The following is a 14,843-nucleotide window of genomic DNA, read 5'->3' on the forward strand; positions in this document are numbered from 1 at the left end:
CGACAAGAGGCAGACACAGCACCCCATCGTCGCCTCAAAACTCCGTGCTGTTCCTGGCATTCTGCGGCAGCGATGGTCAGGTCCGCTGCGGCAGTGGAGATCGGCGGCCGACGCCGAGAGGCACGATCAAGAGGGAACACGATGGGCGTGGGCGAAGGTGTAACCGTCCCGGCGCAGACCCGATCACGCCGTCTCGCTGCACCACAGTTCAGCTGATCGAGGGCGGACGACAGCGGGGTGCGTCGGCGAGTAACCGGGCGGACGCGTCTGTCATTCAGGTTCCCGCGCTGGCAGCCGTGGCGACGACGACGGTGAGCCCTAGGAGCCAGCCGCCCAGAACGTCGCTGCACCAGTGCACGCCGAGAGCGATTCCCAGTCCGCCGGGGAAGACCAGGCCGACAATCCGCCGAATCGTGGCGGTACTCGGCGCGACGCGCACGCCCAATGACGCTACGACACGGGCACCCAGGCGGGCCAAGGAGTGCTGCGGCGCGTTGGCGAACCACTGGCCGATAGCCGTGTACGAGCGTGTGCCGGCGACAACCAGCAGCACCGCCACGGACGTGACGCGCCCTCAGCGTTGACGCGGATCCGGCAACAGCCGCAACCAGCTCCGATCGTGCGAGGCGACTTGGGAAGGTCACCCGGTCACCTGGTCAACCGGAGCTTCGCTGCGTGCGTGACGGCCCAGCCCGCGCTCGTTGGACCGTCGTGTCCTGAGGGCCTTCAGGGCTGGTCGTACCAGGAGAACGCCGCTATCCGCCAGCCCGCCGGGGTGCGGACGAACTGGATGGTCTTGGTCCCGCCGCCCTCGAACGGCTCGCCGTCCAGGATTCCGGCCTTCCGGTACTCGCCGAAGCGCGACGCGATGTCGCCCGCGATCTCGGTTCGCTCGGAGGTCTCCCACTCCGAGAACTCGACCAACCGGCCGTCGGCGAGCAGGCGTTCGCGTGGCTCGATGAACTCGTCCACGCTGTAGACCGTGTACTTCGGTCCGGTCAGCACGATCACACCACCCGGAACGACCAGCCGCCGGATCCGGGCCACGTCCGCGGCCTTGCCACCGCGGTTGTCGAAGGCTCCGAAGAACTCGGCGGTTACCGCGTCAATCTCGATCTTGGACATGGCGCGACGGTAACACCGCTTCGGGCAACGGACATGGCGTCGAGGCGACTTCGACCCAGGGCGCCCACGAGATCATGCGACTTTGCAACAGCCCTGCGTGGTCGGCAGCTTGGCGGTTTCCGTTGTGACAGCAGCAGGCCTACCAGCTGATCCGTTCAGGCATGCCTCGGTATGCAGGTGCGGTGGTTCTGGTCACAGGTTGGTCCAGGGGTGCGGTTCGCCGCCCGTCAGTGGTGCCCATACCGGCGCGGACGGACCGTGCTTTTCGATGTCTTACAGGATGCTGGCACCGAGTGGTGCTTGCCGGGCGAGGGTGGCGACGAGGGGGTGTTGGGCGGTCAGTCGTATTCAGTGGGCGCCGGTGACGATGAATAGGACGCGGGGGACGACGGGGTACCAGCGCAACCATGCCGGGCCGGTGGAGGCGGTTCGGCGACGGCCGACCGGTTGCGCTTCGTACTGGAACAGCCTGGCGTACTCGATGAGTGTGGTCCGGCCAACCTCCGCGAACGCACGCAGCCTGCGCCGGTGTTCGCCGTCGGTGGCGGTGTAGTGCGGGACGGCGTCGGCGACGAGGCGTTCGCCTTCGCCAATGGAGTGGGCGACCTCGGGAGTCCAGTCCCATGGTCCGTGTTCGTGTCCGAGCCGGCGAGCGTCTGTGGCGAAGGGCAGGCGGGTGCGTGTGACGCACAGCGTGTGCGGATCGACCAAAGGGCAAGTGGTTTTGGGAGAAGTGCGCCGATCTGAAGGACCTGTTCATCGATGGCAACTGACCGTCAATCCTGATGAAGCGCTCCGGGCCTGGTGGACACTCGCGGTCTGCCCCGATCCAGGGTCGACCGGCTGTGGCTTGATCGATCGTTGTGTGATGGCCGCGTCGGGCTGAGACTGCTGTGGCCAGACAGCGACGCGACGACGGGGCGCTTGGTGAAACGCATTCACTTCACGGCGGAGGACTTGGCGCGGACTCGCGTGGCCACGACAATCGGCGTGGCGGCGGAGACGTTTGACAGTGTGAGGCTGTTGAAGGACCGCGACGCCAGTCTCGCATTCCGTCGCTGGCGGGTGGCCGTGCATGGCCGGCTCGGTGAACAGGCTGGCCCGCTGGCCGCGTTGATGCCCACGCGCGGTCCGCTGATCGACGCGATGAGCCTGATGGGCGACACGGCATCCGTCGACGAGGCGGTGGACAACTTGATGGCGGCTCCTCGCGCCCTGATGCGTCTCGAGCTGGAGAACCTCGCCTTCCACCCCACCCACCGTTCCTGGGCCCGCAACCTGATGGACGGCGACCGGGAAGCTCGCTTCCAGGTGGCCGCGGCACTCCGAGCCTGCCACAGCGTCACCGTCGCTCCTTACTGGAGCAGGGTGCGCTCCCATCTGAGCGAGGTCCGTGACGCGTTCGTGAGCACGATGGCCGACGGCGGGGTCGAGCAGCTCTTCACCACACTCTGCGGCCCGTTGGTTCGCTGGCGCCCGCCTGTGCTCGAAGTGGCCCACCGGCACGATGCGGACATCCACTTGAACGGGCGAGGTCTCGTTATCGCGCCGACGTTGTTCTCCGCACCTCAGATTGAACTTCTGTCTCCGCCACTGGACCCGGCCCGGGCACCTACTCTGGCCGTTCCTACCCTCAGTGGGACCTCGCTCGACACCGAGCTGTGGGAGGGCGCCGGCCAGTCCACCGCCCAGTCACTTGACGACTTGCTGGGACGCACCAGGGCTGCGGTGCTGCGGACGGCCGTCGGCGGATGCAGCACCACGGAACTGGCCCGACGTCTGAACATCTCGCCGGCGACCGCAAGCCACCATACGACGGTGCTGCGCAACGCCCACCTGATCACCACCCGGCGGGAAGGCAAAGCAGTCCTCCACACCCTCACGTCACTGGGTATCGCCCTGCTGGAGCAGAGCTACCCCTTTGCCAGGCGCCTGTCAGTCCTGGACCAAGCCACTCGGTGACAAGAGAGGACTGGAAGTCGGCGTATGCGCGACATCGGGCGGAACCGGTAGTCGCGGACCATGCTGCAGTGATTCCTGATGTGGTCCGTCAAGCCGCGAGAGCACCGGGTGGGGTCAGCTCGTAGCGTCACCCGTCGGGGAGGAGCGCCCGGAGGACGTCACGCGGCGGCGGGCCAGAGCGATCACGGCTTGGGTATGGCGCTTGCCCTGGGCGCGTTTGCGGTCGCCGACTGAAGTGACTCATTGATTCCGGCTGCGCATGGACGTTGGGCGGCATCCCGGACCGGCAGAGCACGACGCTGACTTTGTCCCGCAGATCGGAGTTGCCCGGAGGGAAGACAGCGGGCATCCCAAGAGGTAACCACGGGATCGATAGCGATAGTTGGCCTCGCGCAGGGATAGTTGGCCACATGATCGGCTGGACACACCCCACGTGGTTTCGCCGATGAGCCCGGATGAGCAAGGACCCTGTGGAGCCGCCACGCGATGACTACGCCACTTTCCTCCGTACCTCCTGCGCCTTCCTGGCCACACTGCGGACACGAAGCGGACCCAGCCGGCGATCCGGTCGGATGCCGCGGCATCCACGTCCCCGGCCACACTTTCTGCCTGGCCCATCTGCCCGACGCCGACCGCACGACCTACCTGGCCGGCCTGACTCCCGGCGCCGAGATCGACTGCCGCGGCACACCCTTCACCACACCCCTGCTCAACGCCCTCCGAAGCGCGCTCCACGACGCCGCCACAGGAAACGATCATTTCGGCCGCGCCAGGTTCGACGGAGCTGAGTTCTCCGGCGGCGCCGCATTCGACGGGGTCCAGTTCTCCGGCCGCACCTCGTTCAACGGAGCGCAGTTCTCCGGCCGCACCTCGTTCAGGGAAGCGCAGTTCTCCAATGACGCAACGTTCGACGCGGTGCGGTTCATCAGCGAGGCGAGGTTCAGCCGAGTCGAGTTCTCCAGCAGCGCCGCGTTCGAGCATGCGGAGTTCTCCGGCGATGTGGGGTTCGAGGAGGCACAGTTCTTGGGCGACGCCTGGTTCAACCGCGCCCAGTTCTCGGGCCGTACGAGGTTCGACCAGGTGCGGTTCGCCGACCGCGCCGGCTTCACCGGGGCGCAGTTCTCCGGTGCCACCTGGTTCGGCAGGGCACAGTTCTCTCGCACCACCTCGTTCGGCCGGGTGCGGTTCTCCGACGATGCCAGGTTCGACCGGGCGCAGTTCTCCGACCACGCCAGGTTCGACGAGGCGCAGTTCTGCGGCGACGCAGGCTTCGGAGAGGTGCAGTTCTCCGGCGATACGGGGTTCGACCGGGCGCAGTTCTCCGGTACCGCCTGGTTCGACGGGGCACGGTTCGCCGGTAACGCCTGGTTCAGTGAGGGGCAGTTCGTTGGCCGTACCTCATTCGACCGGGCGCGGTTCTCCGGCGACGCGGCATTCGGCCAGACGCGGTTCTCCAGCCTTGCCCAGTTCACTGAGGCGCAGTTCTCCGGCCCCGCCGGATTCAGCGGCGCGCAGTTCTCCGGCGATGCCTTGTTCTACCGGGCAAGGTTCGAGGGCGTGCCGGTGATGGGACCGCTGGTGTGCGCGGGCCGAGTGAGTCTGGACGCGGCGGTGTTCACGCTGCCCGTGACGCTGGAGATGGCGGCGCGGAACGTGTCGTGCGGGCGAACCAGCTGGGAGTCGACGGCGACCGTACGCCTGCGGTACGCGGCCGTGGACCTCAGCCACTCGGTCCTCGCGGCCCCCGTGGCGATCACCGTCCATGCCGCTGAGTTCACCACAGCCAGAGGACCCCTCCCCGAGACCCTGCTGTCCAGCCCATCCGACGCAGACCCCACTCACGTACGGATCACCTCGGTGCAGGGAGCAGACGCCGCGTACCTGGTCCTCACCGACACCGACCTGACCGACTGCCTGTTCTCCGGAGCCTTCCACCTCGACCAGCTCCGCCTGGAAGGACGCACCACCTTCGCGTCCACCCCCGCCGGCCTGCACCGCCGCGGACCCTGGCCTGTGCGGTGGACCCGCCGGCGCACCCTCGCCGAGGAACACCACTGGCGCGCACAGTACGCCGGCCAGGCCGCCCCTTCCTCAGGCGCGGCAGGATCGCCAGGGCAGTGGCGGGCGGGACCACACCACCTCGACCCCGCCCGCACCCCCGGTCCCGAGGGCGTCGCCGCCCTCTACCGCCAGCTCAGGAAAGCCTTCGAGGACGCCAAGAACGAACCCGGCGCCGCCGACTTCTACTACGGCGAATGCGAGATGCGCCGCCACGACATAACCGGCACGCCGAAGGGCGAACGGCGTCTGCTGTGGGCCTACTGGCTCCTCTCCGGCTACGGCCTGCGCGCCTCCCGCGCCTTCGGCTGGCTGCTCGCAGCCATGTCGCTGACGGTGCTTCTTCTCATGGGAGTCGGCCTGCCCACCCACGACCCCGACCCGGCCACCACCGGCACCCTTCACGGCAACCGGATCAGCCTCCACACCAGCAGCCCCGACCCCGCCCTGCACGGCGGATGGCGTCAACGCATGACCTGGGCCCGCGCCGAGAAGGCCACGCGCGTCGCCATCAACTCGGTCGTGTTCCGGTCCTCCGGACAGAACCTCACTCCCGTTGGCACCTATATCGAGATGGCTTCCCGCCTGTTCGAACCAACCCTCCTCGCCCTCGGCGCCCTGGCCGTCCGCGGACGCATCAAACGCTGAGGTACGTGATGGGGGGATGAGGTTGGTGGCCGACGGGTCGATGCACACCAGGCCCCGCCGCGGCTTGACAGACCGCATTAGGAATCACCGACCTGCGGCAGCCGCTCGTGGCCCCGGCAATCCTTCGGGCCAGATCCAGACGGCGGTGCTGGGCAGGGCGGACTCGGAGGAGCCGCTGATGCTCCCGCTCGAGGCGATCGAGCTGGACCCATTTCGGCGGCGGCGCGAACAGGACACGTTCTGGTGCGGGCTGCCGCTCGGAGGCTGTGGTCTTCAGCTGACCAGCAAGCTGTGCACCGCCCTTCTCTGATGCGATGAAAGGGGCGGGGCCTCCCGCTCCTGCCGGGTGCGCAGGACGCTCGGTTCAGCAGAAGACCAAACTCGGGGAGGCCCTCGATGAATTCACCGTACGGCGGTGTGCAGTGGGTGGGAATGGACCTGCACCGGCGCCGCTCGGTGCTGGTGCGTCTGGCATCGGACGGACAGCGGCTCGGCAAGATGGTCCGCTTCAACAACGACCCGGCCCGGCTCAAGCGGGAAATCGCCAAGGCCGGTCCGGCACCGAAGGTGGTGCTGGAGGCAACTCTGGGCTGGTACTGGGCCGCTGATGCGCTCAGCGAGGCCGGGGCGGAGGTGCACCTGGCCCATCCGCTGGGAGTGAAGGCGTTCGCGTACCGCCGGGTCAAGAACGATGAGCGGGACGCGGCTGATCTCGCTGACCTGCTCCGGTTGGGGCGGCTGCCGGAGTCCTGGCTGGCACCGCGCGAAACTCGTGAGCTGCGGGAGCTGGTGCGCGGTCGGCACAAGCTGGTGAATCTGCGCACCAACTGCCGCAACCAGGCTCACGGCGTGGTAGCCAAGCTGGGAGTCACCGTGCCGATGAGTGACCTGTTCGGCGCCAGGGGCAACGTGTTCCTCGACGAGCTGCCGCTGCCCGCTGGCTACGCAGCCCGGCTGCGGGCATTGCGGGAGGTGATGGGCGCTCTCGACCGACAACTGGCGCTGCTCGACCAGGAAATATCGACCCGCCTCGCTGACGACGTGGGCTACCGCGCGATCCAGAAGATCGGCGGAATCGGGCCGGTGCTGGCCGCGGTGTTCGTCACCGAGATCGGCGACGTGACCCGCTTCCCCGCCCCGAAGTACCTGTGTTCATGGGCCGGGCTCACTCCGCGCCACCGCGAGTCCGACCTGAAGGTCACCCGCGGCCGGCTGACCAAGCAGGGCTCCAAACTGGTGCGCTGGGCGGCCGTCGAAGCCATCCAACACGCCCCCGAGAACACCCCGATGCGCGCCCACAGGGACCGCATCGAGGCGCGCCGCGGCAGTCAGGCACGCAACCTCGCCAAGGCCGCCGCGGCCCGCAAGCTGCTCACCCTGGTCTACTACGGCCTGCGTGACGGCGAAGTCCGCTGCCTGGCCCGCGCGGACGAGGCGTGAACAGCGTCCGGACCGCGACCGACGCGAGATCGCCGCTAGTTCTGGCCTCCGCACTGCGGCAAGGCCGTTTCTCTGATTGATCCCGTCGGTCGTGTGCCGAACGACACCATGCCGCACCGAGCATCACCAACACGGGCGTGGCGAAGGGATGAACGGCAGCCGGAGCGCCGCCAATTCAGCATCACACCTGGTGAAGAGCACACCCCACAACACCCGCCTGGCGGGGCCACAGCACACCACCCAGGACCGGGGACACCCCCGCTCCACGATTCAGCACGGCCTCGCGCCAGATCCATCCGAGAAAACCCGGATACGCACGGCACTGGACCGGCCCCGCCCTTTCAGGGATGAACCAGCGTGTCGGGCCCTGCTGGGTCACGTAGATGCCAGTAGTGGACCCAGGTGCCGCACCGCACAGGCGGTACGGAGTGCAAGTGGCGTCCTGATCGGGAGGTTTGGATCAGGGGATGGCGTTGCTCACGAGCCGTGGTGCGTGGTGAGCAGTCGCGCCTGGGCCGCGGTGCGTTCTCTCTGCCGCCAGGTTCCGGGTGGTTCTCCGTGGTGGCGGCGGAAGGCTGCGGCGAAGGCGAAGGGCGAGCCGTAGCCGACGGCGTCGGCGATCTGGGGCAGGGTGAGGTCGTCGGCGCGGAGGTGGTCGCGGACGATGGTCATGCGCCATTCGGTCAGGTGCTGCATGGGGGCCTGACCGAGTGCCTCCCGGAACACCCGGGCGAAGGCGGCCCGGGACAGGCCGCTGATCTCTGCGAGTTCGGGGACCGTCCACGGGTCGGCCGCGTTGTCGTGCATGGCTTGCAGCGTGGGGCCAAGCTGTGGGGCCGCGGCGGCCCGGCACCAGCGCGGTGCGGTCGTACTGCGGCGGAAGTCGCTGCGGATGGCCAGGACTAGGAGCAGGTCCAGAAGGCGGTCCAGGACGATCTGCTGGGCGAGTTCGTTGCGGATCAGTTCGCGGGACAGCAAGGTGATCACGTCCCGCAGGGGGTCGTCGTCTGCCGCTGAGAGGGTCATGACCCGGGGCAGTGCGTCCAGGAGCCCGCTGCCGACGTCGCCGGAGAACTGGTAGGCGCCGCACAGGAACACGGTGGCCTGTGGGTTGTCTCCGGGGCGCGTCTGGGCGTGGCGTGCGCGGAATTCCTCCGGCAACAGGCAGGCGGCGCCCGGTTCATGTCCGATGTAGTGGTCCGGTCCACCGCGTACCAGGGTGACGCTTCCCGGGATGAGCTGAGCTCCACGGTGCTGTCGGGGGTGTTCAACCACAGGTAGCCGCGGCCGCGGACCACCGTGTGCACCGACAGCTGTATCGAACCGCCCAACCGCACTCCCCACGGTGGTTCGGCGACCGTCCGCGCGAACACCGCGCCGGTGGCGCGTGCCCGTACCAGGTGGTCAGTCAGCAGGTCCATGAGATCAGCTTGACCAGCACGAACATCCAGGGTCGAGGCGTGAGAGCTTTACATAAAAGAGCGAGCGAATCACGCATGGATTTCGACGCACAGGGGTGGCCGCCAGACCCCCCGGTCGTAACCAGTCAGCGCACCGGCGCCGAGGCCGCCATCAACCAGGCGATCCGGCTTCCTCACCCAGGCGCTCAATGGGGCTGGTCAACCATCAGGTCCGGGTGCATCGACTCCCATGTGCCGTCCGGCGACCAGTGCCGGTGGGCGTTCGTAGACGGTCTTCCAGCGGCCGAAACATGCGAGCAGGTCCGCCGCGGTATGCCGGTCCGGACCCGGAACACGATCCCGTTGATCACCGACCGATGGTCGTTCCACCGGCCGCCGCGCTGCCCGAGCGGAGGCAGATGCGGCTCCAGCCGCACCCCCTCCGCGTTCGCCAGAGCGCCCGGCTCGGCACCAAGGCCGACGAGCCGACAACCCGACAGTCGCATGATCCGCCGAAATGGCGGCCTAGCGGTTGAAGCCGTTGCCGAGGTGGCTGGCCGTGGTGCCCAGGCCCAGTGCCGACGGGCCGAAGGCGGCTGAACCAGTGCCGGCCGGCAGGGGCGAGGCGCCCTTGAGGACCCAGACCCCGCCCGCCGGGCTGTTCTCACCCGGGGCCCCGATCCAAACCTCGGCGCGGCCGTCACCGGTCGTGTCCGCCAGATGCACCGCGGTTCCGAACGCGTCGGACCGCTCCGCGGTACCGGGCACCGATGTGCTGTTCTGCGTGAACGCCCTCGCACCGGAGGCGGTGATCCCGGATGGGCCGCCGTGCAGCAGGGTCACCGAGCCGGCGTTGGCCGCGGTGCCGACGTCCTCGCCCCGCGCGCCGACGGCGAGGTCGAGGCGGCCGTCGCCGTCGACATCGCCGACACTGACGGCACCGCCGAAGTCGTCGCCGTACTCGCCCGTCCCCGGGACGCCGACGGTGTCCTGGTCGAAACGGATGCGCGGAACAGTGGTGTCGGGGCCCGAGGGGCCGCCGCGCACGATCTCGACGGCGCCACCCACGGCGTTGACATCCTCCGTGCCCTGCATGTCCTCGTCGCCGGGGCGCCCCAGCACGATGTCGGCGTGCCCGTCGCGGTCGAGATCGCCGACCGCGAGGTCCCGCCCGCCGTCGATGGTCTGACCGGTGGCCGCATCGCGCAGCGTCCGCCCGGTTGTGAGGCCCTGCGCGGAGCCGGCGAACCAGTTGACCAGGCGGGGGCCGTGGTAGGGCAGTTCGCCCTCGCCATGGGAGATGACGGCGACGACATCATCGAGACCGTCGCCATTGACGTCCCCCGCGGCCAGGACGGGCGGGTTCCACAACTCCTCCGGGTCGCCGCCCACGCGGGCGTCCATCGCAGCCGTGCGCGCCGGGCCAGTGGTGCGGCCGAAGGGGCCGTACGCGACAGTCGTGCCGGTGGCGAGGTCACGGTGGCCGTCGCCGTCGAAGTCCCCCGAGGCCAGAGCGACTCCCAGGCGCTCGAATCCGGTGCCCTTGATGACAGTGCCACCGGTCAGACCGCCTTTTGCGCCCCATAGCACGGTCAGCGTGCCCGCCTGGTCGGAGGTGTCGCCGACTTTCTCGCCAGGGCTGCCGACGACGAGGTCGGTGAAGCCGTCGCCGTCGAGATCAGCGGCGGCCAGGGTGGAGCCGAAGACATCGTCGCTCTCCGCGGAACCCGGCACCCCGGGAGTGTTCTGGCTGTAGACGCGGCGGGTCTGGTCCTTGAGGGCCTTCGTGCGGCTGCCGTACGTCACCGCGACGTACCCGGCGCGCTCCCGGCCGCCCACCGTGGCCAGGGACGCGGCTGCGGCGGTGTCGGCCACGCCATCGCCATTGAAGTCGGCCCCGGCTGTACCGGAGGCCTGCACAGCGGCGGCCGATCCAGCCAGCGCCGTGGGGGAGAGGGCAGCGGCCGCGGCCAGGACCACCCAGGCGGCCGTCGAAGAACGAAGGGTGCGGGTGCGCACAGAACCTCCTGCTCACAAATGCAGTGACGCGACGGACCCCTGTATCGGTCCGCGCACCAGCTCAAGACCCCGCAGATCACCGGATGGTTGTACAAGATCCACCGGCAGTTCACTCGGGCGGGCACAGGGCGATGTGCACCTCCCCCTCACCTGTGCGCGCTGCCCTTCCCGACCGCCTTCTCCATCGCCACGGCCAGCTTGTCCACCGTGGTTGGGTCCGACTTCCGGCCTCGCGCAAAAGGAGAGTTGCTTGCCAGGCCGGATCTGGATGCGGTCGGGGTATCCGTTCAGCCGATGGTGAAGCGCTGGCTCTGGGCGTTTCGGTCGCAGTCGGCAGTGCGGTAGTAGCCGTTGTCCTGCTGGTAGAGGCAGCGGCCGGTGCCGACGCTTTGGAGCATGATGGCGCTTCGGGAGGCGGGCTGGACGGTGCGCCACTTCTGGTAGGAGCCGCCGTTGCAGCGCAGGGGGTAGACGTCGCCGCGGTCATTGCTGTCGAGGCAGCGGCCCCACGTGTAGTTCTTAAGAGTGGTGTTGGTGTTGAGGCGGCCGTTCCAATGCCACAGGATGCTGCCGCGTCCGCTGTTGCAGCGGTCGCCCTTGAGCTCGGTTTCGTCCATCTCGCGCAGGCAGTCACCGTAGCGGTAGTTCGCGAAGCGGCTGGTGGCGGTGGCAGCCGAGGCGGGTGTGGGGGTGAGGAGGGGGAGGGCGAGGCCGGCTGCGGCGATGAGGGCGGCGAAGGCTTTCCCGGTCGGGCGGCGCACTGGGGGTCTCCTTGCAGTGGTTTTCACAGGTGCCTCAACAGGATCTCCGAACATCACCGCCTAAGCCTGGAACAGGGGGCAAACACGCGGACGAGCCGCGCCGGTTTCCGTTTCGCGTTGCTGACGCTGTACGCGGCGGTGTCGCTCATGGGCGTGGAAACAGTGGGTGGTGGCGGTCATGTTCCGCTCCCACCGTTCGTCCTCGGACCGCCGGACCGACCTCACCACGCGGCCAGGTCTTCGCCCCGCACCACCAACTCGCAGGATCGGGCGGTGACGACGACAGGTTTGATCACGTCTGGGGTGCTGGGGTGCTGGGGTGCTGGGGTACAAGGAGTGGTGATGCGCAAGCTGTACTCGGTGTGTTCGTGGCCTTGACGGCGGTGCTCGCGGTGGCGCCGTTCGCCGGCGCCGGCCGGACCCAGACCGTCGCTTGCTGCGGCGGCGGGCCGGGCGCCCCGTAATGGGGAACGCGCCGTCAGCTCGATGTGACGCATCCCAAGACGTGTCATGGGGCCCGGGTTGTGCCTGCGCGCAGTCCGGGACCCGTTCGCCAGCCTGGTGGCTGAACAGGGGTGTCAGGCTCTGGATTCCATCCGACGTCCCAGAGTCAGTCCGGCGCGGTGGCGTGCTTCGAGTGCGTCGCGGACGTCGCTCTCGGCCCCGTCTCCTGAAACATCATTATGGGGAGCCCCCTGTCGCGTGGTTGGTCTCGCATGCTCGTGTCCAGCCGTCGAAGTGTCCCGCACGGGGATGCGCCGCTCTGGAACGGAACTCCACCCTCCAGGCGGGTACGGGGATATGAGGACACTGCACCGGCTGCGTACGGTGCGACAGCGCCAGGTGCGCTGGCAGGCTCCGACCCCGTTGGAGCAACGGCGAACTTGAGTCCGGAGCAGAAGCAGCGTGTCAGCATCGAGTCAAGCGCGAGGCGGTGCGGCGGAACAGTGAATGCCCCCCTGGCAGCCGCCCGCACCCTGCACCCACCGCGTGCGCCGGATTCGGCCGGGCTGAACGAAACTCCCGCCAGAGTTTCTCTACTGTGGGATGTCGATCAGGATGCGGCCGCGGCCGCCGGCGTCGATGCGGTCGTGAGCCTGGGCGGTGAGTTCGCGGGCGGCCTGGCGTTTGGCCTCGGCGGGGAAGTCGTCGCTGCCGAGCAGGCGCAGGGTGACGTTGTTGAACAGCAGGGTCCAGAACGGGATCTCAGTGCGGTCGTTGCGGGTGGCGTAGGCGGCGATGACCGCGCCGTTCGCGGCGACGGTGTCGTCCAGTTCGGCGTTGTCGGACAGGGCGACCTCGATGATCCGGTCCACGCCGTCGGGTGCGTGGGAGCGGATCGCGGCGGCCGGGTCGCCCGAGTCGAGGGCGACGGCGTGGGAGACCACTGCGGGATCGATCCGGTCCAGTTCGGTGCCGCGTCGGACGGTGCCGATGACCGTGGCCCCGCCCCAGCGGGCGAGCTGGGCGGCCAGCGTGCCGACCCCACCGAGGACGCCGTTGACCAGCACCAGTTTGCCGTCGACGGGGCCGTCGGCGAAGACGGTGCGGTGCGCGGTGATGCCGGGGATGCCCAGGCTCGCGCCGAGGTCGTCGGGCAGGTGGTCGGGCAGCGGGACGGCGAGGTCACCGGGGACGACGGTGTACTGGGCGGCAGTACCGAGGGGGCGGTAGGACTGGGCGCCGTACACCCACACGCGCTGCCCGACACGGAGCGCGTCGACGCCGTCGCCGACGGAGTCGACGATGCCGGCGGCGTCGCTGTGCGGGATGACCCGCGGATAGGATAGGGCATGGCCGAGCCGGTCCAGCCGCGACGCTTCTTGGTGTCGCCGGGGTTGGCGCCGGAGACGGTGATGCGGACCCGGACCTCACCGGGACCGGGGGTGGGGTCGGGCAGCTCACCGAGCTGGAGCACTTCGGCGGCCGGGCCCTGCTGGTCGTACCAGGACGCGAGCATGTTCAGTCCTTCCGGTCACGGGTGTGGGCCTGAGGGTGGGGCTGTTCGTCCGCTGCTCGGCTGGCGTCGCCGTCCAGGGTCTCGTGGAGCCAGGTGCGCTCGGCGCGGCTGATGGCGCGGGCGGTGAGCAGCATGCCGCGCCGGTAGGGGTCGGTGACCTGCTCGGCGCGCAGCGGGGTGTCACCGTCGTAGAAGAAGCTGGCGGGGGCCTCCAGGAAGTCCAGGCGGCGTCGCAGTACGGCGTGCTGCTCGGCGGTGTCGGGCAGCAGGGAGAGGAACGCCAGGATCGTGAACCAGCGGGAGAAGTCGGTGATCTCGTGTTCGGCCGGGTCCCGTAGCCGCCGCAGCATGTCCTCGCGTCCTGCCGCGGTCAGCTTCAGCACGTACCGGCCGCCGCCCGCCTCGGGTGCGGGGCGCCGTTCGATCAGCCCGGCCTTCGTCAGCCGGTTGATCGCCGGGTAGAGGGTGCCGTCGCTGACCGGACGGCTGTAGCCGGTCAGGTGCGTGATGCGGCGGCGCAGCTCGTGCCCGGGGAGGGGGCCTGCGGCGAGGAAGCCGAGGATTGCGAGTTCAAGCATGACCCCAGGATCTCACATCGAAACGATGTACACATCGTTTCGATGTGACGTTGGGATTGCCCCGCACCGCCTGCAAGGTCGGCCCGCACCCCCCGCGCCGTCACCGCCTCGGCGATGACCGCGCCGAGGGCTCACGCGACCTGAAGGGGACGTACGGGCAGTGATGACGCCGACTTCGGTGGTCATCATCCCGATCGAGCCGGTGGTGCGGTTGATGTCCAGCGGCCGTCCGACGGTGGAGCAGCCGTGCAGATTCGGGCGCCGTGGACGTCATGTCGGGCTACCGGGTGCAGGCTGGTGTGCGCCACCGGCAGGCTCGAACCCTGCGAGGATCTGTTCCAATGCCGCCTGGTCCGGCCCTACGAACGCGGATGCCCCGGCTGCCGAGCCGAGCGTGTCGATCATCGATGCGGTGAGTCCTCGCGCCGGCGGCAGATGCGTGGACAGGATGAGCTCGGGCTGCCTGTCCCGCAGTATCTGGAACGTGCTGAGGAACTTGTGGACGTCCACGTTGTGCACCCAGGGGCTGTCGACCGTGGCCCACAGCAGCTGTGCGGCCCTCAACTCCTGCGTGTCGACGGCCCGGACGTCATCGGCGTGTGCCAGTTCGGCGCTGGGCATCGGCCCGCCGAAGCAGTCGGAGCTGAAGCAGATCCCCGACCGGTCGTCGAAGAGGGCGATCGTGGCCGGGGTGTCGAACAGTGGCGGTCTGAACGCCGTCAGGGTGCGGTCGCCGATGTCCAGGCTCTGCCCCGGGTTGAGCAGATACAGGCGATCGAGCGGCAGTGGCCTTTCACAGGACATGATCCCGGCGGACAGGAACGTGGTCACGACGCGCGCCTGGGGCGCCGTGGCCAGCAGATCGAATAGGCCGCCCGTGTGATCACGATCC

At 68.9% G+C, this 14,843-nt stretch carries 12 protein-coding genes and 3 pseudogenes; 4 read left to right on the plus strand and 11 right to left on the minus strand.

What is annotated here, in order from left to right; genetic code table 11:
• Positions 1–274: 274 nt before the first annotated feature.
• From IQ210_RS47510 to IQ210_RS34320, 3 genes and pseudogenes are all read right to left on the minus strand, one after another.
• Positions 275–559 (minus strand): hypothetical protein, encoded by a 285-nt coding sequence (locus IQ210_RS47510; RefSeq protein ID WP_228048923.1) that lies wholly within the window; start codon positions 557–559, stop codon positions 275–277.
• 167 nt (positions 560–726) lie between these two features.
• Positions 727–1,125 carry a nuclear transport factor 2 family protein gene (locus IQ210_RS34315; RefSeq protein ID WP_194083081.1) on the minus strand — a complete coding sequence of 133 codons (399 nt, stop codon included), beginning with the start codon at positions 1,123–1,125 and terminating at the stop codon, positions 727–729.
• A gap of 192 nt (positions 1,126–1,317) precedes the next feature.
• Positions 1,318–1,848: pseudogene (locus IQ210_RS34320) on the minus strand (replication-relaxation family protein); the annotation flags it as partial.
• Positions 1,849–2,097: 249 nt separating this feature from the next.
• Between IQ210_RS34320 and IQ210_RS34325 the strand changes: the two are divergent.
• The 4 genes from IQ210_RS34325 (at position 2,098) to IQ210_RS34335 (ending at position 7,233) form a co-directional block, all read left to right on the plus strand.
• Positions 2,098–3,087 (plus strand): ArsR/SmtB family transcription factor, encoded by a 990-nt coding sequence (locus tag IQ210_RS34325; protein ID WP_322657333.1) that lies wholly within the window; start codon positions 2,098–2,100, stop codon positions 3,085–3,087.
• 486 nt (positions 3,088–3,573) lie between these two features.
• Positions 3,574–5,793: a pentapeptide repeat-containing protein gene (locus IQ210_RS34330; RefSeq protein ID WP_194083083.1), complete on the plus strand. Its 2,220-nt coding sequence runs from the start codon at positions 3,574–3,576 to the stop codon at positions 5,791–5,793.
• Positions 5,794–5,971: 178 nt separating this feature from the next.
• On the plus strand, positions 5,972–6,103 hold the full coding sequence (locus tag IQ210_RS48000) for a hypothetical protein (RefSeq protein WP_265584728.1): 132 nt from the start codon (positions 5,972–5,974) through the stop codon (positions 6,101–6,103).
• Positions 6,104–6,189: 86 nt separating this feature from the next.
• Positions 6,190–7,233 (plus strand): IS110 family RNA-guided transposase, encoded by a 1,044-nt coding sequence (locus IQ210_RS34335; protein WP_194083084.1) that lies wholly within the window; start codon positions 6,190–6,192, stop codon positions 7,231–7,233.
• 477 nt (positions 7,234–7,710) lie between these two features.
• Here IQ210_RS34335 and IQ210_RS48005 read toward each other — a convergent pair whose 3' ends face one another.
• The 8 genes and pseudogenes from IQ210_RS48005 to IQ210_RS34370 all read right to left on the minus strand — a co-directional run bounded on the left by IQ210_RS48005 (position 7,711) and on the right by IQ210_RS34370 (position 14,782).
• Positions 7,711–8,577: a helix-turn-helix transcriptional regulator gene (locus IQ210_RS48005; RefSeq protein WP_322657335.1), complete on the minus strand. Its 867-nt coding sequence runs from the start codon at positions 8,575–8,577 to the stop codon at positions 7,711–7,713.
• Positions 8,532–8,654: pseudogene (locus IQ210_RS48545) on the minus strand (AraC family transcriptional regulator); the annotation flags it as partial. The pseudogene IQ210_RS48545 and the gene IQ210_RS48005, both read right to left, overlap by 46 nt.
• A 185-nt stretch (positions 8,655–8,839) precedes the next feature.
• A complete protein-coding gene (locus IQ210_RS34345) occupies positions 8,840–9,139 on the minus strand; it encodes a transposase (RefSeq protein WP_194083085.1) in 300 nt (99 codons plus the stop codon).
• Positions 9,140–9,158: 19 nt separating this feature from the next.
• The gene (locus IQ210_RS34350; RefSeq protein WP_322657337.1) at positions 9,159–10,652 is read right to left on the minus strand and encodes an FG-GAP-like repeat-containing protein; all 1,494 of its coding nucleotides are present in this window, start codon (positions 10,650–10,652) and stop codon (positions 9,159–9,161) included.
• A 287-nt stretch (positions 10,653–10,939) separates the two neighbouring features.
• The gene (locus IQ210_RS34355) at positions 10,940–11,413 is read right to left on the minus strand and encodes an RICIN domain-containing protein (RefSeq protein WP_194083086.1); all 474 of its coding nucleotides are present in this window, start codon (positions 11,411–11,413) and stop codon (positions 10,940–10,942) included.
• Between the two features lie 1,037 nt (positions 11,414–12,450).
• Positions 12,451–13,373 (minus strand): annotated as a pseudogene (locus IQ210_RS34360) (NADPH:quinone reductase).
• 2 nt (positions 13,374–13,375) lie between these two features.
• Positions 13,376–13,951: a PadR family transcriptional regulator gene (locus IQ210_RS34365; RefSeq protein ID WP_194083087.1), complete on the minus strand. Its 576-nt coding sequence runs from the start codon at positions 13,949–13,951 to the stop codon at positions 13,376–13,378.
• 270 nt (positions 13,952–14,221) lie between these two features.
• On the minus strand, positions 14,222–14,782 hold the full coding sequence (locus tag IQ210_RS34370) for an MBL fold metallo-hydrolase (RefSeq protein ID WP_322657340.1): 561 nt from the start codon (positions 14,780–14,782) through the stop codon (positions 14,222–14,224).
• Positions 14,783–14,843: the final 61 nt, after the last annotated feature.

It is taken from the genome of Streptomyces justiciae, from assembly GCF_015163075.1.
In the GTDB taxonomy this organism is placed as follows: domain Bacteria; phylum Actinomycetota; class Actinomycetes; order Streptomycetales; family Streptomycetaceae; genus Streptomyces; species Streptomyces justiciae.

Coding starts and splice junctions, on each gene's coding strand:
- IQ210_RS34365 (WP_194083087.1), bottom strand. CDS start 13,951: ATGCTTGAACTCGCAATCCTCGGCTTCCTCGCCGCAGGCCCCCTCCCC.
- IQ210_RS34335 (WP_194083084.1), top strand. CDS start 6,190: ATGAATTCACCGTACGGCGGTGTGCAGTGGGTGGGAATGGACCTGCAC.
- IQ210_RS34330 (WP_194083083.1), top strand. CDS start 3,574: ATGACTACGCCACTTTCCTCCGTACCTCCTGCGCCTTCCTGGCCACAC.
- IQ210_RS48000 (WP_265584728.1), top strand. CDS start 5,972: ATGCTCCCGCTCGAGGCGATCGAGCTGGACCCATTTCGGCGGCGGCGC.
- IQ210_RS34345 (WP_194083085.1), bottom strand. CDS start 9,139: ATGCGACTGTCGGGTTGTCGGCTCGTCGGCCTTGGTGCCGAGCCGGGC.
- IQ210_RS34315 (WP_194083081.1), bottom strand. CDS start 1,125: ATGTCCAAGATCGAGATTGACGCGGTAACCGCCGAGTTCTTCGGAGCC.